General features: G+C 62.3%; 23 protein-coding genes and 2 pseudogenes. 11 read left to right on the top strand and 14 right to left on the bottom strand.

The features are described 5' to 3' along the window. Positions 1 to 31: 31 nt before the first annotated feature. The 3 genes from ybeY to miaB all read right to left on the bottom strand — a co-directional run bounded on the left by ybeY (position 32) and on the right by miaB (position 3,053). Positions 32 to 490, bottom strand: coding sequence for an rRNA maturation RNase YbeY (gene ybeY, locus PSH87_RS24800; RefSeq protein ID WP_017735642.1), 459 nt, complete (start codon positions 488 to 490; stop codon positions 32 to 34). Beyond that, positions 483 to 1,487, bottom strand: coding sequence for a PhoH family protein (locus PSH87_RS24795; protein ID WP_017735643.1), 1,005 nt, complete (start codon positions 1,485 to 1,487; stop codon positions 483 to 485). The genes ybeY and PSH87_RS24795 overlap by 8 nt, the downstream gene beginning before the upstream one ends. A gap of 237 nt (positions 1,488 to 1,724) precedes the next feature. Further along, entirely contained in the window at positions 1,725 to 3,053 is a 1,329-nt protein-coding gene (miaB, locus tag PSH87_RS24790; protein WP_305431471.1) for a tRNA (N6-isopentenyl adenosine(37)-C2)-methylthiotransferase MiaB, read from the bottom strand. Positions 3,054 to 3,184: 131 nt separating this feature from the next. Here miaB and PSH87_RS24785 point away from each other — a divergent pair, with 131 nt between their 5' ends. After that, positions 3,185 to 3,511: a DUF1820 family protein gene (locus PSH87_RS24785; RefSeq protein ID WP_017735645.1), complete on the top strand. Its 327-nt coding sequence runs from the start codon at positions 3,185 to 3,187 to the stop codon at positions 3,509 to 3,511. Positions 3,512 to 3,629: 118 nt separating this feature from the next. Here the strand turns inward: PSH87_RS24785 and PSH87_RS24780 are convergent, their stop codons facing one another. The 4 genes from PSH87_RS24780 to PSH87_RS24765 form a co-directional block, all read right to left on the bottom strand. Beyond that, the gene (locus tag PSH87_RS24780) at positions 3,630 to 4,184 is read right to left on the bottom strand and encodes a tetratricopeptide repeat protein (protein ID WP_017735646.1); all 555 of its coding nucleotides are present in this window, start codon (positions 4,182 to 4,184) and stop codon (positions 3,630 to 3,632) included. A gap of 224 nt (positions 4,185 to 4,408) precedes the next feature. After that, positions 4,409 to 5,692, bottom strand: coding sequence for a glutamate-1-semialdehyde 2,1-aminomutase (gene hemL, locus PSH87_RS24775; RefSeq protein ID WP_207043175.1), 1,284 nt, complete (start codon positions 5,690 to 5,692; stop codon positions 4,409 to 4,411). Positions 5,693 to 5,709: 17 nt separating this feature from the next. Next, complete coding sequence (gene thiE / locus PSH87_RS24770) at positions 5,710 to 6,333, bottom strand: thiamine phosphate synthase (protein ID WP_207043178.1); 624 nt, start codon at positions 6,331 to 6,333, stop codon at positions 5,710 to 5,712. Between the two features lie 18 nt (positions 6,334 to 6,351). Continuing rightward, a complete protein-coding gene (locus PSH87_RS24765; protein WP_017735649.1) occupies positions 6,352 to 7,149 on the bottom strand; it encodes a hydroxymethylpyrimidine/phosphomethylpyrimidine kinase in 798 nt (265 codons plus the stop codon). 276 nt (positions 7,150 to 7,425) lie between these two features. Here PSH87_RS24765 and PSH87_RS24760 point away from each other — a divergent pair. The 4 genes and pseudogenes from PSH87_RS24760 (at position 7,426) to PSH87_RS24745 (ending at position 13,918) form a co-directional block, all read left to right on the top strand. Further along, positions 7,426 to 9,800 (top strand): annotated as a pseudogene (locus tag PSH87_RS24760) (7TM diverse intracellular signaling domain-containing protein). A 90-nt stretch (positions 9,801 to 9,890) separates the two neighbouring features. Next, positions 9,891 to 11,540 carry an acyl-CoA dehydrogenase family protein gene (locus tag PSH87_RS24755; protein ID WP_305431469.1) on the top strand — a complete coding sequence of 550 codons (1,650 nt, stop codon included), beginning with the start codon at positions 9,891 to 9,893 and terminating at the stop codon, positions 11,538 to 11,540. A gap of 198 nt (positions 11,541 to 11,738) precedes the next feature. Further along, positions 11,739 to 13,211 (top strand): AMP nucleosidase, encoded by a 1,473-nt coding sequence (gene amn, locus PSH87_RS24750; protein ID WP_177325320.1) that lies wholly within the window; start codon positions 11,739 to 11,741, stop codon positions 13,209 to 13,211. A 71-nt stretch (positions 13,212 to 13,282) separates the two neighbouring features. Continuing rightward, a complete protein-coding gene (locus PSH87_RS24745; protein ID WP_242551609.1) occupies positions 13,283 to 13,918 on the top strand; it encodes a pseudouridine synthase in 636 nt (211 codons plus the stop codon). Here the strand turns inward: PSH87_RS24745 and PSH87_RS24740 are convergent. Further along, positions 13,913 to 14,122 (bottom strand): DUF2788 domain-containing protein, encoded by a 210-nt coding sequence (locus tag PSH87_RS24740; RefSeq protein ID WP_025858220.1) that lies wholly within the window; start codon positions 14,120 to 14,122, stop codon positions 13,913 to 13,915. The two genes, PSH87_RS24745 and PSH87_RS24740, sit on opposite strands and share 6 nt — an antisense overlap. Before the next feature lie 213 nt (positions 14,123 to 14,335). Continuing rightward, positions 14,336 to 14,815: an Lrp/AsnC family transcriptional regulator gene (locus tag PSH87_RS24735; RefSeq protein WP_017735654.1), complete on the bottom strand. Its 480-nt coding sequence runs from the start codon at positions 14,813 to 14,815 to the stop codon at positions 14,336 to 14,338. Positions 14,816 to 15,231: 416 nt separating this feature from the next. On the opposite strand from PSH87_RS24735, the gene PSH87_RS24730 reads away from it, so the two are divergent. Next, positions 15,232 to 16,308, top strand: a complete 1,077-nt coding sequence (locus tag PSH87_RS24730) for a DUF6515 family protein (protein WP_305431465.1) — start codon at positions 15,232 to 15,234, stop codon at positions 16,306 to 16,308. On the opposite strand, the gene PSH87_RS24725 is transcribed toward PSH87_RS24730, so the two are convergent. Then, a complete protein-coding gene (locus PSH87_RS24725; RefSeq protein WP_017735656.1) occupies positions 16,305 to 17,198 on the bottom strand; it encodes a cation diffusion facilitator family transporter in 894 nt (297 codons plus the stop codon). The two genes, PSH87_RS24730 and PSH87_RS24725, sit on opposite strands and share 4 nt — an antisense overlap. Before the next feature lie 15 nt (positions 17,199 to 17,213). Continuing rightward, positions 17,214 to 17,633, bottom strand: coding sequence for a polyribonucleotide nucleotidyltransferase (locus tag PSH87_RS24720; protein ID WP_305431462.1), 420 nt, complete (start codon positions 17,631 to 17,633; stop codon positions 17,214 to 17,216). Between the two features lie 254 nt (positions 17,634 to 17,887). On the opposite strand from PSH87_RS24720, the pseudogene hrpB reads away from it, so the two are divergent. Further along, positions 17,888 to 20,400, top strand: a pseudogene (gene hrpB / locus PSH87_RS24715) (ATP-dependent helicase HrpB). A gap of 126 nt (positions 20,401 to 20,526) precedes the next feature. Here the strand turns inward: hrpB and PSH87_RS24710 are convergent. Both PSH87_RS24710 and PSH87_RS24705 read right to left on the bottom strand, forming a co-directional pair. Continuing rightward, complete coding sequence (locus tag PSH87_RS24710) at positions 20,527 to 21,615, bottom strand: endonuclease/exonuclease/phosphatase family protein (RefSeq protein ID WP_305431460.1); 1,089 nt, start codon at positions 21,613 to 21,615, stop codon at positions 20,527 to 20,529. 40 nt (positions 21,616 to 21,655) lie between these two features. Further along, on the bottom strand, positions 21,656 to 22,315 hold the full coding sequence (locus PSH87_RS24705; RefSeq protein ID WP_017737380.1) for a YciC family protein: 660 nt from the start codon (positions 22,313 to 22,315) through the stop codon (positions 21,656 to 21,658). Between the two features lie 180 nt (positions 22,316 to 22,495). Between PSH87_RS24705 and PSH87_RS24700 the strand changes: the two genes are divergently transcribed. The 4 genes from PSH87_RS24700 (at position 22,496) to PSH87_RS24685 (ending at position 24,953) form a co-directional block, all read left to right on the top strand. After that, entirely contained in the window at positions 22,496 to 23,233 is a 738-nt protein-coding gene (locus PSH87_RS24700) for a DUF2076 domain-containing protein (RefSeq protein WP_305431459.1), read from the top strand. A gap of 128 nt (positions 23,234 to 23,361) precedes the next feature. Beyond that, positions 23,362 to 23,838, top strand: a complete 477-nt coding sequence (locus PSH87_RS24695; RefSeq protein ID WP_026136858.1) for an NYN domain-containing protein — start codon at positions 23,362 to 23,364, stop codon at positions 23,836 to 23,838. A gap of 25 nt (positions 23,839 to 23,863) precedes the next feature. Beyond that, entirely contained in the window at positions 23,864 to 24,475 is a 612-nt protein-coding gene (locus tag PSH87_RS24690) for a PolC-type DNA polymerase III (RefSeq protein ID WP_017737383.1), read from the top strand. A 229-nt stretch (positions 24,476 to 24,704) separates the two neighbouring features. Continuing rightward, the gene (locus tag PSH87_RS24685) at positions 24,705 to 24,953 is read left to right on the top strand and encodes an acyl carrier protein (protein ID WP_305431458.1); all 249 of its coding nucleotides are present in this window, start codon (positions 24,705 to 24,707) and stop codon (positions 24,951 to 24,953) included. 88 nt (positions 24,954 to 25,041) lie between these two features. Here the strand turns inward: PSH87_RS24685 and PSH87_RS24680 are convergent, their stop codons facing one another. After that, positions 25,042 to 25,503 (bottom strand): Lrp/AsnC family transcriptional regulator, encoded by a 462-nt coding sequence (locus tag PSH87_RS24680; protein WP_305431457.1) that lies wholly within the window; start codon positions 25,501 to 25,503, stop codon positions 25,042 to 25,044. Between the last annotated feature and the right edge of the window lie 150 nt (positions 25,504 to 25,653).

The raw sequence follows: 25,653 nt of genomic DNA, 5'->3' as shown, positions 1-25,653 counted from the left end.
TCTAAATCCTTTGTTGTTTCAGTTGAGTGTCTTAGTTTTCGTCATCTGCGTAAGGGTCTGGATGACCCAATTCGGCAAGCAACGTTTGTTCCAGTGTTTCCATTTCCTCGGCTTCGTCATCGTCTATATGGTCGTAACCCAAGAGATGCAAGCAGCCGTGGATGACCAGGTGTGCCCAATGGGCTTCCAGTGCCTTGCCTTGTTCCTTGGCCTCGCGCTCGACGACTTCGACGCAGATCACCAGGTCACCCAGCAGTGGGATGTCCAGTAACTCATCGGGCACGTCGGCGGGGAAGGACAGCACGTTGGTCGCGTAATCCTTCTGGCGCCAGGTGTGGTTCAGTTCGCGGCCTTCGGGCTCGTCCACCAGGCGGATGGTCAGTTCCGAGTCGGCGGTGCGCTGGCGCAGGGCCAGGGCGCACCACTGGCGGAACTGCTCTTCACTGGGGGCGGGCGCTTCGGTGGCCAGTTGCAGGTCTAGCTCAAGCATCGCGGCGAGCGTCCTTGGACAAACCATCGTCACGGTGTTCGAAGCGCTCATAGGCTTCGACGATGCGCTGCACCAGCGGGTGGCGCACCACATCCTTGGGCGAGAAGTGCGTGAAGCTGATGCCCGGCACGTCCTTGAGCACTTCAATCACATGGCTCAAGCCCGACTTGGTGCCTTTGGGCAGGTCAACCTGGGTGATGTCGCCGGTGATGATGGCCGTGGAGCCGAACCCGATACGGGTGAGGAACATCTTCATCTGCTCGACCGTGGTGTTCTGGCTTTCGTCGAGGATGATGAAACTGTTGCTCAAGGTGCGGCCGCGCATGTAGGCCAGCGGGGCGATCTCGATTACCTGGCGTTCGATCAGCTTGGCCACGTATTCGAAGCCAAGCATCTCGTACAACGCGTCGTAAAGCGGGCGCAGGTACGGGTCGATCTTCTGGGCGAGGTCGCCGGGCAGGAAACCGAGCTTTTCGCCCGCTTCGACCGCCGGGCGCACCAGCAGGATGCGGCGCACTTGCTCGCGCTCAAGGGCATCCACCGCACAGGCCACAGCCAGGTAGGTCTTGCCGGTACCGGCGGGGCCGATGCCGAAATTGATATCGTTACCCAGGATCGCCTTGACGTACTTCTGCTGATTCAAGCCTTTTGGGCGAATCATGCCTTTCTTGGTACGCAGGGCCACGCTGGCTTCAGCCACCGGGTTGTTGGCCAGGTCTTCCACAGCCGATTCCTGCAAATACAGGTGCACGGTTTCTGGCGACAACTCGCTACCCTTGGTTTCGCGGTAGAGACGGCGCAGCAGGTTTTCTGCAGATTTAGTGGACTGGGTTTCACCAATGAGCTCGAACTGATTGCCGCGGTTGCGGATCTCGATGCCCAGGCGTTGTTCGATCAGGCGCAGGTGCTCGTCGAACTGTCCGCACAGGTTGGCGAAACGGCGAGCCTCAAACGGCTCGAGGAGAAAATGATGGGGTTCTACGATGGGTGCGTTCAAGGTCGCTTTTAGCCGCCCTTTGGCTGTTGAGGTGAAATAGAGAATAACGCCAGTGGCCGGTGTGCGAAAGCACTTAAATGGGCTGGCTTCACTCTCCAGACCAATGAAGAACCCCTGTGGGAGCTGGCTCGCCTGCGATGAGGCCGGCACATCCAAAATAGAGACTGCCTGTTACACCGCTATCGCAGGCGAGCCAGCTCCCACATTTGCTCTTCATTTGTCTTCGGGTTTTTGCGCTCAGTTGATCAACGAGCCCCGCAACGAGTGCGGTTGCGCCGCGTCGATGTGCACGTCGGCAAACTGGCCGATCAGCGTGGGATTGTCGTAACGGAAGTTGACGATCCGGTTGTTCTCGGTGCGGCCTTGCAGCTCGCCCGGGTCCTTTTTCGAATAGTCGGTGACCAGGATGCGTTGGGTGGAACCGACCATTTGTCGGCTGATCTCGAACCCCTGCTGGTTCAGCCGGTGCTGCAACGCGTTCAGGCGCTCTTTTTTCAGTTCTTCCGGGGTTTCGTCCAGCAGGTCGGCGGCCGGTGTGCCGGGGCGCTGGCTGTAGACGAACGAGTAGGAAAAGTCGAAACCGACGTCTTCGATCAGCTTCATGGTCTGCTGGAAGTCTTTCTCGGTCTCGCCCGGGAAGCCGACGATAAAGTCCGAACTGATGCAGATGCCCGGCACGGCCGCGCGCAACTTGCGCAGCTTGGATTTGTATTCCAGGGCGGTGTGGTTGCGCTTCATCGCCGACAGGATACGGTCCGAGCCCGATTGCACCGGCAAGTGCAGGTGTTTGACCAGCTCCGGCACTTCGGCGTGGGCCTGGATCAGGCTGTCGGAGAATTCCAGCGGGTGCGAGGTGGTGTAGCGGATGCGCTCGATGCCATCGACGGCGGCGACCACGCGGATCAGTTCCGCCAGGTCGGCCAGGCGACCGTCATGGGTCAGGCCGCGATAGCCGTTGACGTTCTGGCCCAGCAGGGTCACTTCACGCACGCCGTTTTCGGCGAGGTGGATGATTTCCGACATGACATCGTCAAACGGCCGGCTGACTTCTTCGCCGCGGGTGTAGGGCACCACGCAGAAGGTGCAGTATTTGCTGCAGCCTTCCATCACCGACACGTAGGCGCTCGGCCCGTCGATGCGCGGTTCGGGCAAGTGGTCGAATTTTTCGATTTCGGGAAACGACACATCGACCTGCGGCAGCTTGGTGATGCGTGCGGCGTCGATCATTTCCGGCAAGCGGTGCAGGGTCTGCGGGCCGAAGACCACATCGACATAGGGCGCGCGGTCGCGGATCGCGGCGCCTTCCTGGCTGGCCACGCAACCGCCGACGGCGATCACCATCTCCGGGTTGGCCAGTTTCAGTTCGCGCCAGCGGCCCAGCTGCGAATACACACGGTCCTGGGCCCGCTCGCGGATCGAGCAGGTATTGAGCAGGATCACGTCGGCATCTTCGGCGCGGGCGGTGACTTCCAGGGCCTGATGTTCGCCCAGCAGATCGACCATGCGCGAGCTGTCGTACTCGTTCATCTGGCAACCGTGGGTTTCGATGTAAAGCTTCTTGGCCATGGGGATCGTCAACTGGTGGTAAAGAACCGCGCATTATAGGGGGCATGCCCATTGGTTCCTAGCGTTGTGCATCGGGTGCCATGCTATAGTTCGCGCCCTCTTTTATATCCCCGATGTGTTGCTCGCCCACCATGACCAAACGTGAAGCTCCAATCTACAAGGTGATTTTCCTCAACCAGGGCCAGGTGTTCGAAATGTACGCCAAGCAGATCTATCAGAGCGATCTGTGGGGTTTCCTGGAGGTGGAGGAGTTCGTCTTTGGCGAGCGCACCCAGTTGGTCGTCGACCCGGGCGAAGAGAAGCTCAAGGCGCAGTTCGAGGGCGTGGTGCGCAGTTTTGTGCCGATGCATTCGATTGTGCGCATCGATGAAGTCGAGCGTTTGGGCACGCCGAAGATCAGCGAGGCGCGGGGCATGGGCAATGTGATGCCGTTTCCGATGCCGATGCCTGAGAAGTAGGGCTTAAGACCGCGTCGCGGCCATCGCAGGCAAGCCAGCTCCCACATTTTGATTTGTGAACACGTTCAAGTGTGGGAGCTGGCTTGCCTGCGATAGCGATAGAAGGGTTTAGATGAATTCAGGGCAGGGGTGAGAAGGGCGAACGCCCATCCGCACTCTGCAATTCCTGCAAATAATTGCGAAAGATCTGCCCCAGCACCTGGGTCGCCACTTCCAACTCATCGCGCTGCATGTGCTCGGCCACTTCGTCAGCCGTATCCAGCGCATCCTCTGCACCGTTGACCGCCGCCATCTTCAGCACGATATACGCCTGGACGTTGTTGGCCGGCACGCCTTCGCCATGAAAGAACATGGTGCCCAGCTTGAATTGGGCTTCAGCATGGCCCTGCAACGAAGCTTTCTCGAAGTAGCTCAAGGCTTTGTTGAGGTCGCGGGCGGGGTTCTTGCTGTCGTGGAAGTACTCACCCAACTCGTATTGCGCTTGCGCATCCCCGCCGTCGGCCTGTTTCTGGCACGCGCTCAGGGCTTCGGCCTGGCTGTCTGGCTGGGTATTGAGGGTGCAACGACCCATCGCTGGGATTAACAACGAGTTGCCGCCTGCTTGTGCATGTGCCAGCAGCGGCTGAAGGAGCAACAGGCAGCCCAGAACCAGGGTGCGGCCGGTGCGTTTCATGGGAATCGACTTACCTCTGACGGGGCGCGCGGACCCTCAGGGGATCCAATAAGCGCGCATTATGAAATAAGCAGGCCTCTGCTTACAAAGTCTTTACTCGTTTTTCTGCTGGTTGGGCAAGTTATCTGCCGGATTGCAGGTGATTTCTCGAAAAAAGCAGGAAAAGTCTGTAAGCAAAGTGGCAAATCTGACGCTGCCGGGGCAACGTCAGAATCTGCATGGGCTTATTTCAAGGCAGCGAAGGCGCGCTCGGCGGCATCCAGGGTCAGTTTCAGCTCGGCCTCGCCATGGGCGATCGAGGTGAAGCCGGCTTCGAATGCGCTTGGCGCCAGGTACACGCCGCCTTCCAGCATCAGGTGGAAGAAGCGTTTGAACAGGTCGGCATCGCTGCCCATCACGTCATCAAAGGTGACGATATCGTCGGCACCGCTGAAGTACAGGCCGAACATGCCGCCCGCTTGCGTGGTGACAAACGGGATACCGGCGGCGTCGGCACGTTGTTGCAGGCCGTCGAGCAGGCGCGTGGTGTAGTCGGTCAGTTCGGCGTGGAAACCCGGGCGGCTGATCAGGCGCAGGGTGGTCAGGCCGGCGGCCATGGCCAGTGGGTTGCCGGACAAGGTGCCCGCCTGGTACACCGGGCCGAGCGGCGCGATGTGGTGCATGATCTCACGCTTGCCGCCGAAGCAGCCTACAGGCATGCCGCCACCGATGATCTTGCCGAAGGTGCTCAGGTCCGGCGTCACGCCGTAGTGCGCCTGCGCGCCGCCGAGGGCCACACGGAAACCGGTCATCACTTCGTCGAAAATCAGCACCACGCCATGCTTGTCGCACTGTTCGCGCAGGCCTTCGAGGAAACCCGGCGCCGGCGGTACGCAGTTCATGTTGCCGGCCACCGGCTCGACGATGATGCACGCCACGTCCTGGCCCACTTCATTGAGCATCTGTTCGACGGCGGCGATGTCGTTGAACGGCAGGGTCAAGGTGTGTTTGGCGAATGCGGCCGGTACGCCGGCCGAGCTTGGTACGCCTTGGGTCAGCAGGCCGGAACCGGCTTTCACCAGCAGGCTGTCGGAGTGGCCGTGGTAGCAGCCTTCGAACTTGATGATGCTGTCGCGGCCAGTGAAACCACGGGCCAGGCGGATCGCGCTCATGGTGGCTTCGGTGCCGGAGCTGACCATGCGCACCATTTCCATCGACGGCACGATCGAGCAGACCAGGTCGGCCATCTCCGTTTCCATGGCTGTCGGCGCGCCGTAGGACAAACCGTGTTGCAGCTGCTGGCGCACGGCGTCGAGCACGTCCGGGTGGCTGTGGCCGAGGATCATCGGGCCCCACGAGCCAACGTAATCCACATAACGCTTGTCATCTTCGTCGGTGACGTAGGCGCCTTCGGCATGCTTGAAGAACAGCGGCGTACCGCCCACGCTCTTGAACGCACGCACGGGGGAGTTCACACCGCCGGGGATGTGTTTCTGGGCATTGGCAAACAGCGTTTCGGAACGGGACATAAGGGGGCTCTCTGCAATCAGATCTTAAGAAGGGCGTTGAAGGCGCGGGCGCGGCGCGTGACTTCCTGGGTGCTGTCGGCACCGAACAGGCCGTGGACCACTGCCAGCAGGTCGGCGCCGTGGGCCACCAGCGGTGCGGCGTTCTCCAGGGTGATGCCGCCGATCACGCAGATCGGTACCTGCAGGCGCGCGCGGGCCTGGGCCAGCATCTCGACGGTGGCCGCCGGGGCGCCGGGCTTGGTGCTGGAATTGAAGAAGCGACCGAAGGCGACGTAACTCGCACCCTCGTTCGCGGCCTGCTCGGCCAGTTCGATCTGGCTGTGGCAGGTGCTGCCGATGATCGCCTTGGGGCCGAGCAATGCGCGGGCGGGCGTCAGCGGGCCGTCGGTCTGGCCCAGGTGCACGCCGACGCCCAGGCGCGCGGCCAGTTCGGCGTCGTCGTTGATAATCAGCTGGGTCTTGTAGCGCGAGCACAGCTCCCGCAGCTTTTCCGCTTCGCGCAGGCGCCGGGCTTCGTCGCTGCTTTTGTCGCGGTACTGCAACAGGGTCACGCCACCGTCCAGCGCCGCTTCGACGTAGGCGAGGAATTTGCCGGCCAACAGTTGGCTGTCGGTAATGGCGTAAAGGCCACGTAGTTTCATCGGGCAAGCCCCTTGGTCTTACGAGCAGAAATCCAGCGGCAGGCGGCGCGGTACGAACTGGCCCTGGCCGAGTTGTTCGGCGTCACGCAGGGTGCGCCAAGTGTAGTTGAGGGCCGATTGCACGGCGCTGACCAGGCCTTCGCCCTGGGCGATTCGCCCCGCCAGCGCACTGGCCAGCGTACAGCCCGAACCGTGATAACTGCCCGGCAGACGCTGGCAGGTAAAGGTCTGCTGCGTGCCGTCGCGGCTATATAGACGGTTGTGCACTTCATGCTCATCGCCATGCCCGCCGGTGATCAGCAGGTGCTTGATATACGGCAGCAGCTTCGCGGCGCATTCGTCTGCGGTGCCGTCAGGCAGCTCGGCGAGGATGCGCGCTTCGGGCAGGTTCGGCGTGGCAATCAGCGACAGCGGCAACAACCGCTCGCGCATGGCATAGCCAACTTCATCCTTGCCCAGGCTGCCACCGCCACCGGCGCGCAGCACCGGGTCGCACACCACCGGCAGGTGCGGATGCGCCTGCAGCAGCTCGACCACGGTGTCGACCATGGCGGTGGAGCCGAGCATGCCCAGCTTGACTGCCGCGACGTCGGAGTCGCCCAGCACGGCATTGGCCTGGGCCAGTACCCACTCGCGGTCGAGCACGCGGAAATCGCTGACATTGACGGTGTTCTGCACGGTCAGCGCGGTGACGGCCGGAGCCGCATGGCAACCCTGGGCAAGCAGGGCTTCGATATCTGCCTGCAGGCCGGCGCCACCACTGGGGTCATGGCCGGAGAGACAGAGGACAACGGGGCGAGAGCTGTAGATATTCATGGTGCGCGAGCTTACCACCAAACGCTTTTTGCGTGGCTGTCTGGCGATGGTTGAATTTTGCCCCGCGTGTGGCACTTTTCTGGCGCTTGCCGACTGCATGGAATCGCTCTGAAAGTGCCGTTCTAGAGCCTTCGTAAAATTTATTTACATGGCTTCTAGTGGCCTTTAGCAGCTATGCTAGAGTGGATCCAAATTACTAACAGTATTGCCGGTATACGTCTTCTCAAAAGGAATGGGGACTTTTTGACATAACCGGACAGGCCACGCTGGGGCTCTATGCGCTATTTTTTGATCTTACTGTTGTGCGGGCTGCCGCTGCTCGCCAACGCCATCGGGTTCAACCAGGACACGCGAAGCCTGCCCCTGGGCCGCGTGATGCAAGTGCTCGAAGACCCCACCGACGCCCTCACTATCGCCGAAGTCAGTTCCCCCGCGTACGCCGCCCAGTTCAAGCCCCACGACAAAGCCACCCTCAATGCCGGTTATTCGCGTTCGGTGTTCTGGCTCAAGATCGACCTGCATTACCAGGCCAAGGACCCTCGCGCGCCACGCACCTGGTTTCTGGAGTTGGCCTACCCGCCGCTCAATCACCTGGACCTCTACCAGAGCGACAGCACTGGCGCCTATCGCCTGAGCACCCGTACCGGCAGCGCGCTGCCGTTTTCCAGCCGGGAAGTGCGCCAGAGCAACTACCTGTTCAAGCTCAATTTCGTCCCCGACCAGCAGGAGACGATCTACCTGCGCCTGCAAAGTGAAGGTTCGATCCAGGCACCACTGACCCTGTGGGCCGGCACCGCCTACCTGGAGCAGCAACCGCTGCGCCTCTATGTATTGGGCGCGATCTACGGCGTCTTGCTGGGGGATGTTGATCTACAACCTCTTCATCTACCTGAGTGTGCGCGACACCAGCTACCTCTATTACATCCTCTATATCGCCTCGTTCGGTTTGTACCAACTGGCGGTCAACGGCGTGGCCGTGGAGTACTTCTGGCCGAACAGTCCATGGTGGACGAATGCCGCGGTGCCGTTCCTGATCGGCTCGGCGGCGCTGTTCGGCAGCCTGTTCGCGCGCAGCTTCCTGCATACCGCGCAGCACAGCCGTTGGATCGACCGCATCTTGCTCGGGCTGGCCGCCTGCGGTGCGCTGGTGATGGCGCTGGCGCTGCTGACCAGCTACGCCGTGGCCCTGCGCCTGGCGACCGGCCTGGCGCTGGTGTTCACCGTGACCATCTTTATTGCCGCGATCAAAGCCTGGCTGTGCGGCCAGCGCATGGCGCGGTATTTCATCATTGCCTGGTCGGCCTTCCTGCTCGGTGGGGTGGTGAAACACCATGATGGTATTGGGCTACCTGCCCAACGTCTTCCTCACCATGTACGCCAGCCAGATCGGCTCGGCCATCGAGGTGGCGCTGCTGTCCCTGGCCCTTGCGGATCGCATCAACGGCATGCGCGAGCAGCAGGCGCAGATCCTGTTCGACGCCAGCCAGAAACTCGAAGTGCTCAACCAGCAACTGGCCCGCAGCAACCGGCTCAAGGACGAATTTCTCGCCACCCTGACCCACGAACTGCGCACCCCGATGAACGGCGTGATCGGCTCCCTTGAACTGATGCAAACCGTTCACCTGGACGACGACCTCGCGCAATACCAGCAGACCGCCGCCGGTTCGGCACGGGACATGATGCGCATGGTCAACGGCATCCTCACCCTCACCGAGCTGCAAGCCGGGCGCCTCACCGCGCAGCCGCAGGTGTTCAGCCTGCGCGGTGTGCTCGACACCTTGCGCCAGCAATTCAGCGCCAGTGCGCAAAGCAAGGGCCTGGAATTTTCGATTGATGTGGCGGATGAACTGCCGGACCGGATGATCGGCGACGCAGACAAGCTGACCCAATGCCTGGATTGCCTGCTGGACAACGCCTTCAAGTTCACCCACCAAGGCGCGGTGCGCGTGCGCGTGGTCGGTGTGCCCGATGGCGCAGGTGTGCTGCGCCTGAGCTTTATCGTCACCGACAGCGGCATCGGCTTCGCCTTTCTCGACGAAGCCACGCTGTACCAGCGTTTCTTCCAGCTCGACGGTTCAACCACCCGTGAATACGGCGGCCTGGGCATTGGCCTGGCGATCTGCCGGCAGTTGATCGAGTTGTTGGGCGGGCGTCTGACCCATCATTCGGAACCGCGCAAGGGCAGTCGCTTTCAGTTGGAAGTGGAGGTCAAGCCGGTGCCGTCCGAACCGAAAGCCGCGGGGCCGAGCCGGCAGCGCGCGCCGCAGGACTGCGCGGTGCTGCTGGTGGATGACAACAGCGTCGGCCAGTTGGCGGTGCGCGGCATGTTGCTCAAGCTCGGTTACCGGGTCAGAACCGTGGACAGCGGCCCCGCGGCACTGGCGGCCTTGCAGGGGGAAACTTTCGAGGCGGTCTTGCTGGATGTGCCGGAGGGCGGTTTCTCGTTGTGTTGTCAGATCCGTGCCTTGCCGGGCTGCGGTGAGCTGCCGGTCATCGCGTTGAGTTCATCGCTGAACACGTCAGACCGTGAGCGCTGCCATGGCATCGGCATCACCGAGCGGCTGGCCAAGCCCGTGCGTTTCGAGGCGTTGCAGGCGGTGCTGGAGCGTTGTGTGCTGTGCCAGGTCGAGGGCGAAAGCGCCGGACATTAGGCGCCTATGCCACTTTTTTAAGCGCAGTGCCGGTGCTTAACTGAAATTCAGGCCGCCAATGACCGTGGCCTTTTTTCCAGGAGGCCCGTCATGAACCTGCATCAGTTCGCCGAAACCCACGACGTCACTAACCAGCCGCCGTCCCTGGACGGCACCAACCTGTATCGCATCGACGTGCCCTTGCAAGAGTGGTCGCGGCGCTTCGGCGCTGGCTGGGCCGAGGCGCGCCTGCATGCTTATGGAGCGCTGGCCGGTGGCCCGCTGATGGCGGCCGGGTTCCTGGCGAATCAAAACAAGCCGGTGTTTAGCAGCCACGACCGTTATGGCCATCGCATCGACCTGGTGGAATTCCACCCGGCCTACCACGAGCTGATGCGCACGGCGGTGGAACACGGCCTGCCGTCGCTGCCCTGGGCGCATCCGCAGGCGGGCGCCCACGTGGCCCGCGCCGGCTTGACCTACCTGCACAGCCAGGCCGAAGCCGGCACCGGTTGCCCGCTGACCATGACCTTCGCCTGTGTACCGGCCCTGCGCCTGCAACCGGATCTGGCTGACATCTGGCTGCCGAAAATCCTCAACACCGAATACGACCCGCGCAACGTCGGCATCGCCCATAAAGCCGGGGCCACCATCGGCATGGCCATGACCGAGAAGCAGGGCGGCACCGACGTGCGCGCCAACACCACCCGCGCCTATCCGGTGGGCGCCGGTGGCCCCGGCCAGGCGTATGAGCTGGTGGGGCACAAATGGTTCTGCTCGGCGCCGATGTGCGATGCGTTCCTGACCCTGGCCCAGACCGACAAGGGCCTCACCTGTTTCCTACTGCCCCGGCACCGCCCGGACGACACGCGCAACGAGTTCTATATCCAGCGCCTGAAAAACAAGCTCGGCAACTGCTCGAACGCCTCCAGCGAAGTGGAGTTCCGTGGCGCCCTGGCCTGGATGATCGGCGAAGAAGGCCGGGGCGTACCGACCATCATCGAAATGGTCGCCATGACCCGCTTCGATTGCATGGTCGGCTCCAGCGCCCTGATGCGCCAGGCACTGACCCAGGCCAGCCATCATTGCGCCCATCGTTTGGTGGGCGGCCGCGTACTCAGCGAGCAACCGTTGATGCAAAACGTCCTCGCCGACCTGGCGCTGGAAAGCGAAGCCGCGCTGGCGTTGAGCATGCGCATGGGCCGCGCGCTGGATCACCTGGGGGATGAACAGGAGGCCAAGTTCGCCCGGCTGGTGACGGCGGTGGGCAAGTACTGGATCTGCAAACGCGCGCCGGCAATGATCAACGAAGCCGCCGAGTGCATGGGCGGTGCGGGCTATGTCGAAGACAGCATCCTGCCGCGCCTGTACCGTGAGGCGCCGGTGAATTCGACGTGGGAAGGTTCCGGCAACGTGCAGTGTCTGGATGTGCTGCGTGCGTTGTCGAAAGAGCCGGGGGTGTTGGAGGCGTTGTTCGTCGAATTGGGGGATGGGCACGGCGACAGGTCGCTGGCGCGGCATATCGAACAGTTGAAATCCGTGTTTATGGACACCCAGGACATCCAGTACCGGGCGCGGCAACTCACCGAGGACATCGCCGTGGCGTTGCAGGCCAAGTTGTTGCTGGAAGCGGGGAATGGGGCGGTCAGTGATGGGTTTATTGCCAGTCGCCTCGGCGAATCGTCCGGCCGGGTGTATGGCACATTGCCCCGTGGCGTCGATGTGGAAGCTATCGTCGCCCGCTCAACACCAACCCTCTGACTACACTCGATCAAAATGTGGGAGCTGGCTTGCCTGCGATAGCGGTCCATCACTCACATTATTGCTGATTGACCCACCGCTATCGCAGGCAAGCCAGCTCCCACAGGGATTGCACCCATCTTGAGAGGGCACTCCAATTCAAAGTTTGCGTCTGACAGGGATACAGGCAAGATAAAGGCCTGCACGTCAGAACACAGGATGCTTACCGTGACCGAAGCTTTTGTTGTCGTTCAATCCGCCGAAGAAGCCGTGGACCGGCTGGCGGCTCTGCATGAGCGTGCTACCGGCGCACTCAACCAAGCCCTCAAGCAATACCTCAAAGACCGCGTCGAACCCGACGCCGAACAACGCGCGCTGTTTCGCTACCCGGAACTGCGCCTGACCTACCACTGCCACGGCGAAGTCCCACAGACCACCCGGGCATACGCCAAGGTCCAGTTGCCGGGGACCTACAGCGTCACCGTCACCCATCCCGCCGCGTTCCGTAAGTACCTGCTGGAGCAACTGGTGCCGCTGATGCACGACTTCACCGTGACGGTGGAAGTGGGCGTCAGCCAGCAGAACATCCCGTACCCCTACGTGGTGGAGCAGGGCGACGAACTGGCTGGCTCCGGCGTGACCGCCGCGACCCTCGCCCGTGTGTTCCCGAGCACCGACCTGTCGGCCGCCACCGATGGCATCGCCGACGGCCTCTACGACTGGGAAAACACCGACCCGCTGCCCCTGGCGCTGTTCGATGCAGCCCGCGTGGATTTTTCCCTGCGCCGCCTGGTGCACTACACCGGCAGCGACTGGCGCCATGTGCAGCCGTGGATCCTGCTGACCAACTACCACCGCTACGTGGACCAGTTCATCCTGCATGGCCTGGAGCAACTGCGCAGCGACCCGCGTTTTATCCGCATGGTGCTGCCGGGCAACGTGGTGATCGACAAGAGCATGGACCACGGCGAAGCGTCGGCGATTGCGGCGGGCGTGGTCTGGCACCGCTACCAGATGCCGGCCTATCACTTGCAGGCCAGCGACGGCCACGGCGTGACCCTGGTGAACATCGGTGTGGGCCCGTCCAACGCGAAGAACATCACCGATCACTTGGCGGTGCTGCGTCCGCATTGCTGGCTGATGATCGGCCACTGCGGCGGCCTGCGCCAATCCCAGACCATCGGTGACTACGTATTGGCACACGCCTATATGCGCCGCGACGGGATTCTCGACCGTGTAGTGCCGCCGAACATCCCGATCCCGGCCCTGGCCGAAGTGCAGATGGCCTTGCAGCAAGCGGCCGCCAACGTCACCGGCGAAAAAGGCGAAGAGCTGAAAAAACGCCTGCGCACCGGCACCGTGCTGACCTACGACGACCGGAACTGGGAACTGCGCTGGGCCCAGGAACGGCCGTTGATCAACCTGTCCCGCGCCGTGGCGGTGGACATGGAAAGTGGCACCATCGCTGCCCAGGGTTATCGCTTGCGGGTGCCGTATGGCACGTTGTTGTGTGTCTCGGACAAACCGCTGCACAGCGAGATCAAGCTGCCGGGTTCGGCCAACGCGTTCTATGAACGTGCGGTGAGCCAGCACTTGAAGATCGGCATCGAGGCGGTGGATCTGCTGCGCACCGAACTCAACTCGCTGCACTCGCGCAAACTGCGCAGCTTCGACGAGCCGCCGTTCCGCTAAGCGGTTGGGATGGTCATTTAACGGTCAGGCCACTAGCATTGTCGGTCCTGACCGTTAGATGTACCGAAGCCATGTCCCGTCCCACCCGTCCCGATTCGCGCCGCCCTGGCGTGAAGCCCCCGTATTCCGCCGCACGTCGCGTTGCCAAGGCGCCGCCGGCCGAGCCGAAGCTGATCCTGTTCAACAAGCCCTTCGACGTGCTGACCCAGTTCAGCGACGAAGGCGGGCGCGCGACCCTCAAGGATTTTATCGACATCCCCGGCATCTATCCGGCAGGCCGCCTGGACCGTGACAGCGAAGGTTTGCTGCTGCTGACCAACGATGGCCAGTTGCAGGCGCGGATTGCCGACCCCAAGCACAAGCTGGCGAAAACCTACTGGGTTCAGGTGGAAGGCGAACCAAGCGAAGAACAACTGCAACGCCTGCGTGCCGGTGTGGAACTCAACGACGGCATGACCCTGCCGGCCGAGGCCCGGCAGTTGGCCGAGCCCGAACTGTGGCCACGTAATCCGCCGGTGCGCTTTCGCAAAAGCGTGCCCACGTCGTGGCTGGAATTGGTGATTCGCGAAGGGCGCAACCGCCAGGTTCGGCGTATGACGGCGGCAGTAGGCTTGCCCACGTTGCGCCTGGTGCGTGTGCGCATTGGCGACTGGACGATCGACGGCCTGGATCAAGGCCAGTGGAAGGAAGTGCCGGCGCGCCTATAGGGCACCGGACTCGATCAGGCCGATCACCACGCTCTTGATGATGAACGCGGCCACACCCAGGCCCAGTACGAAGAACAGGATGAACGAGCCAAAGCGCCCGGCCTTGGACTTCTTCGCCAGGTCCCAGACGATAAAGCCCATGAAAATGATCAGGAGGGTGACCAGGCCGGTCATCATCCATTCTTCGAAAAGGGCGGGGTCGATGTTGTTCATGGGGGGCTTCCGACAGGGCAGGCGGGCAAGTATACGGCAGCGTTACAGACGCAACATTGACTTGAGTCGAAGCACTATCCAAATGTGGGAGCTGGCTTGCCTGCGATAGCATCACCTCGGTATCACTGATACACCGAGGTGCCTGCATCGCGGGCAAGCCCGGCTCCCACACTAGCCAGCTCCCACAGTTGATCGCTATTGATCTTAAGTGCGCAGGTGGGTCAGGGGGAGTTCGGTGCTGTTGAGTACTTGGTTGAGTACAAAGCTCGACCGCACGCTGGTCACGCCATCAATGCGCGTGAGATGCCCCAGCAGCAGCTTCTGATAGTGATCCATATCCGGCACCACCACCTTCAACTGATAGTCGGCATCCATCCCGGTGACCAAACTGCATTCCAGCACCTGGGGCAGCGTGCGGATCGCTGCTTCGAAGTTCTCGAAACGCTCCGGTGTGTGCCGGTCCATGCCGATCAGCACATAGGCGGTGAGGCTCAGGCCCAGCATCTTGCGGTCGAGCAGGGCGACCTGGCGGGCGATGTAGCCGTCGTCTTCCAACTGCTTGACCCGGCGCGAGCACGGCGATGGCGACAAGCCGATGCGTTCGGCCAACTCCTGGTTGGAGATCCGCGCGTCACGCTGCAATTCCGCCAAAATACTCAGGTCGTATCGGTCAAGCTTGCTCATTGGGTTGGCCTTTGTCGTAACTATTGCGGTGAATTATCTATGAAGGGTTAAAAATTGCGCAAGCACTGTTTATTGACGCAATCTTCGCAATCATCTGCCGGGCGCTGGCGGGTATCTTTATCAACAGAATCACCGCCTGGACAAACAGTCCACAGCAGCCCGCCCAATCAGGTGCGCTGCGGCCGCCGCCCCAGCAGGGTTGAGCCGGCCTCCAGGCTGCACACTGTCCACAAGACGGCGTGAGGTGAGCCAACGTCAAAAGCGTTGAGCACGGACGAAGTTCTCAAGGGGTGGCCGACGGGTCACCCCTTTTCTTTTGCCTGCGAAAATGTTTCTCGTGACTGATAACCTGTCCGAGAACCGGGCCGTGCTTTTCCAGTCTCATGGACAGGCCCTAATCCGCAGTGAGGAATAGCATGAAGCGCATCTGGCGTTTGACAGGTGTAGGTTTGCTGATGGTCACCGTTGGCGCGCAAGCGCTGGCCGACGAGCGTGATAACACACCACGCCCTGAAGGCGGGGGTCAGCATGAGCGCGGCCAGGGCGGCGGCCGCCAGCAGGGCAATGAACAGCCACGCCCGCAGAACAACACGCCACGGCCGGAAAATAATCAGCCACGGCCAGAGAACAATCAGCCTCGCCCGCAAAATCAGCATGTCGAACAGCGCAGTGGCCAGAACGACCATTGGCAAGGGCGTCAGCCGGGCAATGAGCCGAGTCGGCCCGTGCAACCGCAGCCGTCGAACAACCTGCCGATCCAGAGCCGCCCCGACACCGTGCGCCAGACCCAGGAACCGCGCCAGGGCTACTACCGCGACATCCCCCGCCGCAACGACGGCAACCAACATTGGGAAGCCGGCGGCCCCGGCTCGCGTCCAGGCAACAACGGCGGCGGCTACAACAATAACCGCCCTGGCGACAACCGCTGGCCAGGCCGTCCCGACGGCCACGGCAATGGCTGGGGGCCCGGCCCGCAGCATCGCCCTGGGTACGTGATCGACCGCTTCCCCGACCGCAACTACCGCGTGCCTTACCGTGGCCAGGATTACTTCTTCTCCGGAGGCTACTGGTATCGCCCGCAGGGCCCGCGTTATGTGGTGGTGACGCCACCGTACGGCATCCGCGTGCAATACCTGCCGGACTACGCGCGGGAAGTGTGGGTGGGCAGCGCGCTGTTCTTCCTCGCGGCCGGTGCCTATTACACCTACGAAAGCAGCTCCCAACAGTACGTGGTGGTGCAACCGCCCACGCAAGTGCCCGCGCCACAACCGGCGCCGCAGGGGAATGGCTACGACGTGGTGGCCTATCCCGCCAACGGCCAGTCACCAGCCCAGGTGCAGCAGGACGGTTATGACTGTTATCGCTGGGCCGTGCAGCAAAGTGGCTTCGACCCGCAACAAGTCACCTATGCCCCCGACCCGGCGGTGGTGCAAACCTACCGCCAGGCCCAGGGCAACTGCCTGAGCAGTCGCGGGTATCAGGTGCAGTACTAGGCTTTATTGCCTGTGACCACTTCCCGCGGGTCGGCGTGCACCAGCACTTCGGCACGCGGGTAGGCGTTATGGATCGCGTCGGCGGCCTGGTCGCTGATGGCGTGGGCCACCGACAGCGTCAACTCCCCCGGCAGCTCCAGGTGCAACTGCACAAACCAGTGGTTGCCCGAGATGCGCGTGCGCAAGTCATGGGCGCCGAGCACGCCCGGTACGCTGCGGGCCAGTTCCAGCATGTGCTGACTCACGTCCGCCGGCAGCTCTTCATCCATCAACACCGCAAAGCTTTCCCGGGCGATCTGGATCGCACTCCACAAAATGTAGGCGGCGATGCCCAGGCCGAACCACGCATCCACCTGATGAAAGCCCAGGCCGGCAATCACCAGCGCCACCAGGATGCTGCCGTTGAGCAGCAAGTCCGAGCGATAGTGCAGCGAGTCAGCCCGCACCGCATTCGAGCCGGTTTCGCGGACCACCCGGTGCTGCAGCATCAGCAAGGCCACGGTCAGCACCAGCGAAAAAATGATCACGCCAATGCTCAGCCACGGCGCGCCAACCGGTTCCGGGTGTTGCAAGCGCTCATAAGCTTGCAGCGCGATCAACACCGCACTGCCGCCGATAAACAGCGCCTGGGCCATGCCCGCCAGGGATTCCGCCTTGCCGTGGCCGTAACGGTGATCATCATCGGCCGGGCGCAGGGCGTAATGCACGGCGATCAGATTCAGCAGCGAGGTGACGCCGTCCAGCAGCGAGTCGGTCAACCCGGCGAGCATGCTCACCGAGCCGCTGAGCCACCAGGCGATGGCCTTGGTGATAATCAGCGCACAGGCCACGCCGACCGACGCGCGGGTGGCCAGGCGCAGGAGCCTGGCGTGTTCGGGGCTGCTGGTCATAGGCGGGTCGAATCCTTAGGCGGCGGGTTGCAGGCCGAGGGAGGCGAGTTGTTGCACGCTGCCCTTGAACTGGATCATGCGCGGGTCGTCCAGCGGCAAGGTGTGGCCGGTTTCTTTCTGGATGATGGTTTGCAGCTTGGCGGTATCGACCTTGCCGTCGGCGCCGATGGCTTCGTGGAGTTTCTCTGGAGACACTTGCGCGGTCTTGCCCGGTTCGAAGTAGATCGCACCGGTGGCGAAGTCCACGCCAAAGGCGATCAGGCCAGGGATCACGTAGAACAACAGGCCCACGGCGTCGAGCACGGCAATCGTCGGGTCGATCTTGCCATCAATCTGGCCACGGCGGTCCGGGTAGAAGATCGAACCGCAGGCCGTCAATTGGCTCAGCAGGGTGACGGCGAGGACACCGCCGATGACACGGGAAGCGATACGCATGGGGGAATCTCCTGAACATATATTGAAAGTGACTATAAGCCAGATCTGCTGAACGACGCCGATCCAATGTGGGAGCTGGCTTGCCTGCGATAGCGGTGTATCTGTGCCAGATTGGCTGGCTGACCCACCGCCATCGCAGGCAAGCCAGCTCCCACCTTTGATTGCATTCACAATTGAAGTGGGCGGCGTTTCTGAGACCGTCACCGGCACTCGGCCGTTCGCCGTTATACTCGCCGCTCTGCTTTGGAGCCAGTATGAATTCGTTGCCGATCGATGATGTTTTACCCGCCCTGCGTGACGCCTTGGCGAATCGCCATGAAGCCGTGCTGGAAGCACCGCCCGGTGCCGGTAAAACCACCCGCGTGCCGTTGGCCTTATTGAATGAGCCGTGGCTGGCCGGGCAAACCATCCTGATGCTCGAACCCCGTCGCCTCGCCGCCCGCGCCGCTGCCGAACGGCTGGCCAGCGAACTGGGGGAAAAGGTTGGCGAAACCGTCGGCTATCGCATCCGTCTCGACAGCAAGGTCGGCCCCAACACCCGCATCGAAGTGGTCACCGAAGGCATCCTCACCCGCCGCTTGCAGGACGACCCGGCGCTGGACGGCGTGGGCCTGCTGATCTTCGACGAGTTCCACGAACGCAGCCTCGACGCCGACCTCGCACTGGCCCTGAGCCTCAACGGCCGCGACCTGTTTCGCGACGAGCAGCCGCTGAAAATCCTGCTGATGTCCGCCACCCTTGAAGGCGAGCGCCTGTCCGGCTTGCTCGACGACGCGCCGATCCTGCGCAGCGAAGGGCGCATGTTCCCGGTGCAGATGCGCTGGGGGCGGCCGTACCAGGCCGGAGAATTTATCGAACCGCGCCTGGTGCAGACCATCCTTGAAGCACTGCATGACGAGACCGGCAGCGTGCTGGTTTTCCTACCGGGTCAGGCGGAGATTCGTCGGGTCAACCAACAACTGGCTGACGCCCTCGGTGAACGCACCGACGTGCTGTTATGCCCGCTGCACGGCGAGCTCGACCTCAACGCCCAGCGCGCCGCCATCGACCCGGCACCTGCCGGCAAACGCAAAGTGGTACTGGCTACCAACATCGCCGAGACCAGCCTGCCTGACCATCAACGGCGTGCGCGTGGTGATCGACGCCGGGTTGGCGCGGGTGCCGCGTTTCGACCCCGGCAGCGGCATGACCCGCCTCGACACCCAGCGCATCTCCCGCGCCAGTGCGACCCAGCGTGCCGGTCGGGCCGGGCGCCTGGAGCCCGGGGGTGTGTTACCGGTTGTGGTCCGAAGACCAGCATGAAGGCCTCGCTGCTTACGGCAGCGCGGAAATCCTCGCCGCCGACCTGGCCGGCCTGGCCTTGCAACTGGCGCGCTGGGGCGTCACGCCCACGCAACTGGTGTGGCTGGATGTGCCGCCCACCGCCGCGTACGCCCAGGCCCAGGATCTGCTGGTGCGCCTTGGCGCCTTGAATGATGACAAACTCACCGCCCACGGGCAGAAAATGGCCGAGCTGCCGGCCCATCCGCGCATCGCCCATCTGCTGCTACGCGGGCAGGATCTGGGGCTGGCGACCACAGCATGTGACGTCGCGGCGCTGCTGGGCGAGCGCGATATCTTGCGCGGCGGCGGCGCGGATTTGCACAGTCGTCTGGCGTTGCTGTCCGGCGAAGAGCGCGCCCGTGGCAGCCAAGGCGGCGTGCAGCGGGCCAAGCAATTGGCGCGGCAATACCGTGGCTATTTAAGGGGCAAGGCCACGCAACCGGTGGCCGACCCCGATCACCCGCGCTGGCTCGGCGCCTTGCTGGCGCTGGCCTACCCGGATCGCGTCGCTCAGCAGCGTCGTCCCGGTGGCGCCGAATACCGTCTGGCCAACGGCCGCGCGGCGCTGTTCGCCGAAGCCGACAGCCTGATGAAACAAGCGTGGCTGGTGATTGCCGACCTTGGCAGCCGACAGGGCCAGCGCGAAGAACGCATCTACCTCGCGGCGGACTTTGATCCGGCGCTGTTCGACACGGTGCTCGCCGAGCAGGTGCGCAACGTCGACCAGCTCGACTGGGACGAGCGCGAAGGCGTGCTGCGTGCCGAACGCCAGCGCAAAGTCGGCGAGCTGGTACTCAGCCGTGAACCCCTCACCGGCCTCGACGAAGCCGCCCGCAGCCAGGCGCTGGTCAACCTGGTGCGGCGCAAAGGCCTGGAATTGCTGCCATGGACGCCCGAGCTGCGCCAGTGGCAAGCCCGCGTCATGCTGCTGCGCCACCTCGATGCCGGCAAAACCAGCGAATGGCCTGACATCAGCGACAGCGCCTTGCTCGCCGGCCTCGAACACTGGTTGATGCCTTACCTGGGCAAAGTTTCGCGCCTGAGCCATTTCGCCAACCTGGATATTTCCAGCTTCCTGCACAACCTGTTGCCCTGGCCGCTGCCCCAGCGTCTCGACGAACTGGCGCCGCAGCATGTGAAAGTGCCGTCGGGCTCGTCGGTGCGCCTGGACTACAGCGAACAGCCGCCGATCCTGGCGGTGCGCCTGCAGGAATTGTTCGGCCTGGCGGACACACCGCGCATTGCCGGCGGGCGCCAGGTGGTCAAGTTGCACCTGCTGTCCCCGGCGCGCAGGCCGGTGCAGGTGACCCAGGATCTGGCGAACTTCTGGCGCAGTACCTACGCCGAGGTGAAGAAGGATCTGAAGGGGCGGTATCCGAAGCATTATTGGCCGGATGATCCGTTGGTGGCCGAAGCGACGGCGCGGATCAAACCCCGTAAGTAGCAACGACGGAGATCAACTGTGGGAGCTGGCTTGCCTGCGATAGCGGTGTATCAGTGACATGGTTTCAGCTGACCCACCGCTATCGCAGGCAAGCCAGCTCCCACACAAGCCAGCCCCCAATGGGCGCTATTGCGCGGCGGGCAACAGGAACCGCGCAATCACCGGCAAATGGTTGGAAATACGCAACGTATCGTCCTGCCGCACCCTGGCTTCCACCCGCTTGATGCGCGGGCTATAGAACAGATAATCAAGGGTACGATCCGGGCCATCGATGCTCGGATCATTCGGAAAATTCGTCAGCCATTTCTCCCGATCAATACCACTGGATTGGCTGTTGCTCGGGATCATCGGGTATTTGTCCCACAGCAGATGCAGCTCGCTGTCCGGCGAATACTGCCCGCGTTTAGCCGCGTCCAGGCGTAGGAATTGCCCCAGCGGCAGCAGGTTGAAATCCCCGCCGATCAACCAGGGTGTGCCCCGGCCTTCGAATTTATCCAGCAGCTTGAGGGTGGCTTGCACTTGCGCCTGCACCGCACTGCGCCCGGGTGCGTTGCCGTCCAGGCGGGTGTTGAGGACGGCCAGTTGGCCACCGTCGCTCAGCGGCAGGTAAGTCAACAGCAGCCCCGGCTTGGGTTGGAACTGGCGGCTGAGGATATTGGCCTCGGGCGCAGGCAATTGCAGGCGTTCGGCGTGTTCGATCTGGTAGCGGCTGAGGGTCGCCAGCTTGCGGCCGACGCTGCCGAAGATGTGCCGGTCGGGGACGAAGTCGGCTTTCCAGTCGAAGGCCTGGGCGCTGCAGGGGTAGAGGTCGACCAGGCGCTCCTGCAACAAGGCAAGCTGGTCCTGGTAGTGGGAGGGCTTGGCGTTTTCGTCGAGTTCCTGCAACAACAGGAGGTCGGGTTGTTCGTCGCGGATCACCCGAGCCACTTCGTCGAGGCTGAAGGCCATATCTTCGACGGTGGGGCGTTCGTCGGGGCCGCTGCCGTCGGCGGTGTCGTACCAGAAGACGTAGTTCTTGCCGGCCAGGTACTGCACGTTCCAGGTCATCACCTTGAGCGCCTGCCCCGGCAGCAGGGTCGGCGCACGCGGTGCCACGCAGCTGACGGGCAGGGTTTCCTTGGGTTCGGGGCGCCAGGTCAGGCTGTAGATCAGGGCGGTGAGCAGGCCTGCGCTGATCAGCAGGCCCAGCAGGGTGATGCGCAATAAACGGGTCATCGGCTCGGCTTATGGCGTTTCAGAGATGGCACGGAGCATATCACCGCGCGTCGGCGTCGCCACCGATCAGCATGAATAAACGGAACAGCACCACGCTGGTGAACAGCTGCAGGAAGCTGTGGGCGCTGTCCATCACCAACCCCAGCAGCGGAGCGGGCGTTGGGTAGGCCGCGACACTGGCGCCCTTGAGCAGCCACAGCGGCGCCATCACGCACAGCAGGCACACGAGGATGCGCCAGAAATGCCCACGGGTCAGGCGCAAGCTTTCCTTCATCGCCTCCAGCGCCGACATGCCGCGCAGCACCAGTAGGTACTCGGCAAACGCCAGCACCACCATCAGCCACAGCCCCGGCAGGAAATACAGCGATAACCCCAGCAGGATCAACAGCGTGCTCATGGCTGTCAGCAGGGCAAAGCGCGGCCACAGGGTCAGGGCCATGGCCCATACATCCTTGGTGCGCGGCGACTCGCCACGGGTGCGGGCGTCGAGAAACAGGATCAGGGCGCCGGTGTACAGCGGGTACACCAGCAACCCCACCACCACGCTGTAGCCGGGGAACGCATCCGCGCCCAGCGTGTGGTCGAGTACCTGTTGCAGCAGGGCTTCGAGGATCACCAGCGGCAGGCACAACTGGACGATGGCGCCGAGGTTGCCGAGGGTGAAACGAAAGGAGTCGCGCAGCACATCTAACGGATTCATCAAGTTCTTCGCAGGCCTGAAAGCAAGGGCAACACTTTAACCGATCGTGACCTTTGGCACGCAAACGTAAACCTTGCGTAAAGACCATTGAAACAACTCGTAACACCCCCATAACTAGATCGCACTCAGCCTGACGTCAGGCGAGGCCACGATTTTTACCGGCAATCTAACGAGGTCGCCATGAACAGCGAAGAGCAAACCCTGATCGATGGACTGTTTTCACGGTTGCAACAAGCCGAAACGGACTCAGCCCCCCGCGACGCCCTGGCCGAAGCGCGGATCAAGGAGCACATGACGCGCCAACCGGCGGCCGGGTACTACATGACCCAGTCGATCCTGGTGCAGGAACATGCGCTCAAGAGCCTCGACGCGCAGAACAAGCAGCAGGCGCAGCAGATCCAGCAATTGCAGGAAGAGTTGCAGCGCGCCAACGCCCAAACGGCACCCGCCGCAGCGCCGAGCAGCGGTGGCTTCCTGTCGAGCATCTTTGGCGGCGGCGGTTCCCGTGAACCGCAGCCGGCCCAGAGCGCGGCGCCAGCTTCGGGTGGCTGGCGCGAGCCGACGCGACCGTCGTTCAGCCCGCCGCCGGCGCCGCAACAAAGTTATCAACAGCCTCCTGCCGCCGCGCCGGTGGGCAGTGGTTTCCTCGGTGGCGCGATGAAAACCGCGGCCGGTGTGGCCGGTGGTGTGTTGCTGGCCGAAGGCATCAGCAGCCTGTTCCATCACAACCAGCAGCCGCAGGTGGTGGAAGAGATCATCGAACAGCCGGCACCGGCCAGCGATCAAGGCGGCTGGGGTAATGACGACCAGAAGTTTGCCGGCAACGACAACTGGGGCAGCAACAATTCGGACAGCTTTGCCGACAGCGATTATTCCGACGATTCCTCCTCCTTTGGCGACGACGATTCCTTCGTCTGACCCTGCCAAGCCCGGCGCGCTTCGTCGCGCCGGGCTGATTTTTCTCGGAAACGCCCCCATGGCTGGCATACTGGCGCCTTTGCGGGCGTGCGCGTCCGGCATCCAAGTGGCTGTCATGGGGAAGTGCGGTGAAGAAAATTGCAGTGTTCGCCGATGTACAAAACCTCTACTACACCGTGCGCCAAGCGTATGGCTGCCACTTCAACTACGCCGCCCTGTGGGCTGACATCAGTTCACGCGGGCAGATCGTCGAGGCGTATGCCTATGCCATCGACCGGGGCGACAGCAAGCAGCAGCAATTCCAGCAGATCCTGCGCAACCTGGGCTTCACGGTAAAACTCAAGCCGTATATCCAGCGCAGCGATGGCTCGGCCAAGGGCGATTGGGACGTAGGCATCACCCTCGACATCATGGACGCCGCCGACCACGTCGACGAAATCGTCCTGGCCTCCGGCGACGGTGATTTCGACATGCTGCTCGAGCGCATCATCCACAAGCATGGCGTTGAAGCCGTGGCCTACGGCGTACCGGGGCTGACGGCCAATTCGCTGATACGCGCTGCCAGCCGCTACGTGCCGATCGAAGGCGCGTTGCTGCTCAAATAAATGGTTAGACGGAGTTGGAACAGGTTTGGAACGTATAGCGGTCATCGACTTTGAAACCACCGGCATCAGCCCCAGCAGCCAGTGCCGCGCCACGGAAATCGCCGTGGTCATCCTCGAGCGCGGCCAGATCGTGGACCGCTACCAGAGCCTGATGAAGACCGGCGTGCACGTGCCCGCGTTCATCGAACAACTCACTGGCATCAGCAACGCCATGCTGCGCAGCGCGCCACCGGCGGAGCGGGTGATGAACGAGGTCAACGAGTTCGTCGGCACCACGCCGTTGCTGGCGCACAACGCCGCGTTCGACCAGAAGTTCTGGGATTTTGAACTGGGCTTGATCCGCCGCACCCGTTTGCAAAAGTTTGCCTGCTCGTTGCTGCTGGCGCGACGGTTGATGCCTGCGGCGCCGAACCATAAGCTCGGCACGTTGAACACCTTTGCCCAATTGCCCCATACCGGCAAGGCTCACCGGGCGATGGCGGATGCGGAGATGGCGGCGAACCTGACGGCGCATCTGGCGCAAGAGTTGCGGGGGACGCATGGCTTGCGCGAACTGTCCCATGACTTGCTGTGCAGCTTGCAGAAAGTCCCTGCGGCAAAAATCACCGAACACCTGAAGAAACATCGCGGGTTTTAACCCCACCACATTCCCCTGTGGGAGCGGGCTTGCCCGCGATGACGGTGTGTCAGGCAGTGCAAATGCTGGCTGACCCACCGCCATCGCAGGCAAGCCAGCTCCCACATGGGGTTATGTGTCGTTCATCGAGACTGTGTGCAGTCCAGCGCCTGATCCACGACCACTTTCGCCATCTCCACCAAATCTGGTATCTGTTTCGATATTGGAAGAGGGCAAGGAGATTGGCGAAATGAGGGCTCAGATCAGCGAAAGGGTCATTCAATTGTTCGTTGAAATAATTGGCTTCATCGACCATAGCCAAGTATCAGAGCAAACGAACTTCATCCATGACTTCAAGATCATCGATGACGACCTGACCTGTTTTATGATGCAGATCAAGTGGCAATTCAACCTGCGTGCGACTCAGGAAGATTGGGATCACATCACCACGATCAAGCAGGTTGTCGATCTGATTAAACAGCGCTCAAGTCCGCTGTGAGGCAACTGACGCCATCGCGGGCAAGCCCGGCTCCCACAGTGGAATGCATTCCAACTGTGGGAGCTGGCTTGCCTGCGATAGCGATCGTTCAGCCACCACTTTTCCCATTGCTCTCCAACTGCGCCAACGGCACCCGCCGCTCTATCGCACTCGACAAAATAATCGACGTCTTGCTGAAGCCAAACTTGGCGACCCGGTTGATCAAATTTTCAAGCTCCGGCATCGAGCCCACAGCCGCCTGCATGATCACGCACGGATCACCCGTCACCCGATGGCATTCGGTCAGCTCGGGGATTTCCGCCAGGGCGTCGTACACCTTCTGGCTGCCGTGGTTGGTCAAGCGCAGCTCAATGACACACTGGATCGGCAAACCGACCTTGGACATATCCACCTTGGCCTGATACCCCGTGATCACCCCGCTGGCCTCCAACTTGGCCACCCGTTCCGCCACGGCCGGTGCCGAGAGGTTCACTGTGCGCGCCAGTTGGGCGTAGGACGCACGGCCGTCTTCGAGCAGGGCGCTGAGGAGCATGCGGTCGTATTTGTCCATGATAAGGCTCCAGTTGCGTGTGGCTTTCGAAAGCATGGGTTATAGCCTTCATAACCATGCTTTGAAAAGTGTATGGGCGGTTTAAACAGGTTTTGTAACTTATGTTTAAGGGCCTGCCTTTTTAGAATAAGCATCCCATCTCCTGCCATA

The organism is Pseudomonas sp. FP453 (genome assembly GCF_030687495.1).
Lineage (GTDB): Bacteria > Pseudomonadota > Gammaproteobacteria > Pseudomonadales > Pseudomonadaceae > Aquipseudomonas.
Note: the sequence above shows the minus strand (reverse complement) of the source record. Positions and strands in the feature narration are given on the sequence as shown.

Bases quoted from the DNA above. Each gene is read 5' to 3' on its own strand.
- ybeY (WP_017735642.1), bottom strand. From the start codon at position 490: ATGCTTGAGCTAGACCTGCAACTGGCCACCGAAGCGCCCGCCCCCAGT.
- miaB (WP_305431471.1), bottom strand. From the start codon at position 3,053: ATGGCCAAGAAGCTTTACATCGAAACCCACGGTTGCCAGATGAACGAG.
- PSH87_RS24785 (WP_017735645.1), top strand. From the start codon at position 3,185: ATGACCAAACGTGAAGCTCCAATCTACAAGGTGATTTTCCTCAACCAG.
- PSH87_RS24780 (WP_017735646.1), bottom strand. From the start codon at position 4,184: ATGAAACGCACCGGCCGCACCCTGGTTCTGGGCTGCCTGTTGCTCCTT.
- hemL (WP_207043175.1), bottom strand. From the start codon at position 5,692: ATGTCCCGTTCCGAAACGCTGTTTGCCAATGCCCAGAAACACATCCCC.
- thiE (WP_207043178.1), bottom strand. From the start codon at position 6,333: ATGAAACTACGTGGCCTTTACGCCATTACCGACAGCCAACTGTTGGCC.
- PSH87_RS24765 (WP_017735649.1), bottom strand. From the start codon at position 7,149: ATGAATATCTACAGCTCTCGCCCCGTTGTCCTCTGTCTCTCCGGCCAT.
- PSH87_RS24755 (WP_305431469.1), top strand. From the start codon at position 9,891: ATGAACCTGCATCAGTTCGCCGAAACCCACGACGTCACTAACCAGCCG.
- amn (WP_177325320.1), top strand. From the start codon at position 11,739: ATGCTTACCGTGACCGAAGCTTTTGTTGTCGTTCAATCCGCCGAAGAA.
- PSH87_RS24745 (WP_242551609.1), top strand. From the start codon at position 13,283: ATGTCCCGTCCCACCCGTCCCGATTCGCGCCGCCCTGGCGTGAAGCCC.
- PSH87_RS24735 (WP_017735654.1), bottom strand. From the start codon at position 14,815: ATGAGCAAGCTTGACCGATACGACCTGAGTATTTTGGCGGAATTGCAG.
- PSH87_RS24730 (WP_305431465.1), top strand. From the start codon at position 15,232: ATGAAGCGCATCTGGCGTTTGACAGGTGTAGGTTTGCTGATGGTCACC.
- PSH87_RS24725 (WP_017735656.1), bottom strand. From the start codon at position 17,198: ATGACCAGCAGCCCCGAACACGCCAGGCTCCTGCGCCTGGCCACCCGC.
- PSH87_RS24720 (WP_305431462.1), bottom strand. From the start codon at position 17,633: ATGCGTATCGCTTCCCGTGTCATCGGCGGTGTCCTCGCCGTCACCCTG.
- PSH87_RS24710 (WP_305431460.1), bottom strand. From the start codon at position 21,615: ATGACCCGTTTATTGCGCATCACCCTGCTGGGCCTGCTGATCAGCGCA.
- PSH87_RS24705 (WP_017737380.1), bottom strand. From the start codon at position 22,315: ATGAATCCGTTAGATGTGCTGCGCGACTCCTTTCGTTTCACCCTCGGC.
- PSH87_RS24700 (WP_305431459.1), top strand. From the start codon at position 22,496: ATGAACAGCGAAGAGCAAACCCTGATCGATGGACTGTTTTCACGGTTG.
- PSH87_RS24685 (WP_305431458.1), top strand. From the start codon at position 24,705: ATGAGGGCTCAGATCAGCGAAAGGGTCATTCAATTGTTCGTTGAAATA.
- PSH87_RS24680 (WP_305431457.1), bottom strand. From the start codon at position 25,503: ATGGACAAATACGACCGCATGCTCCTCAGCGCCCTGCTCGAAGACGGC.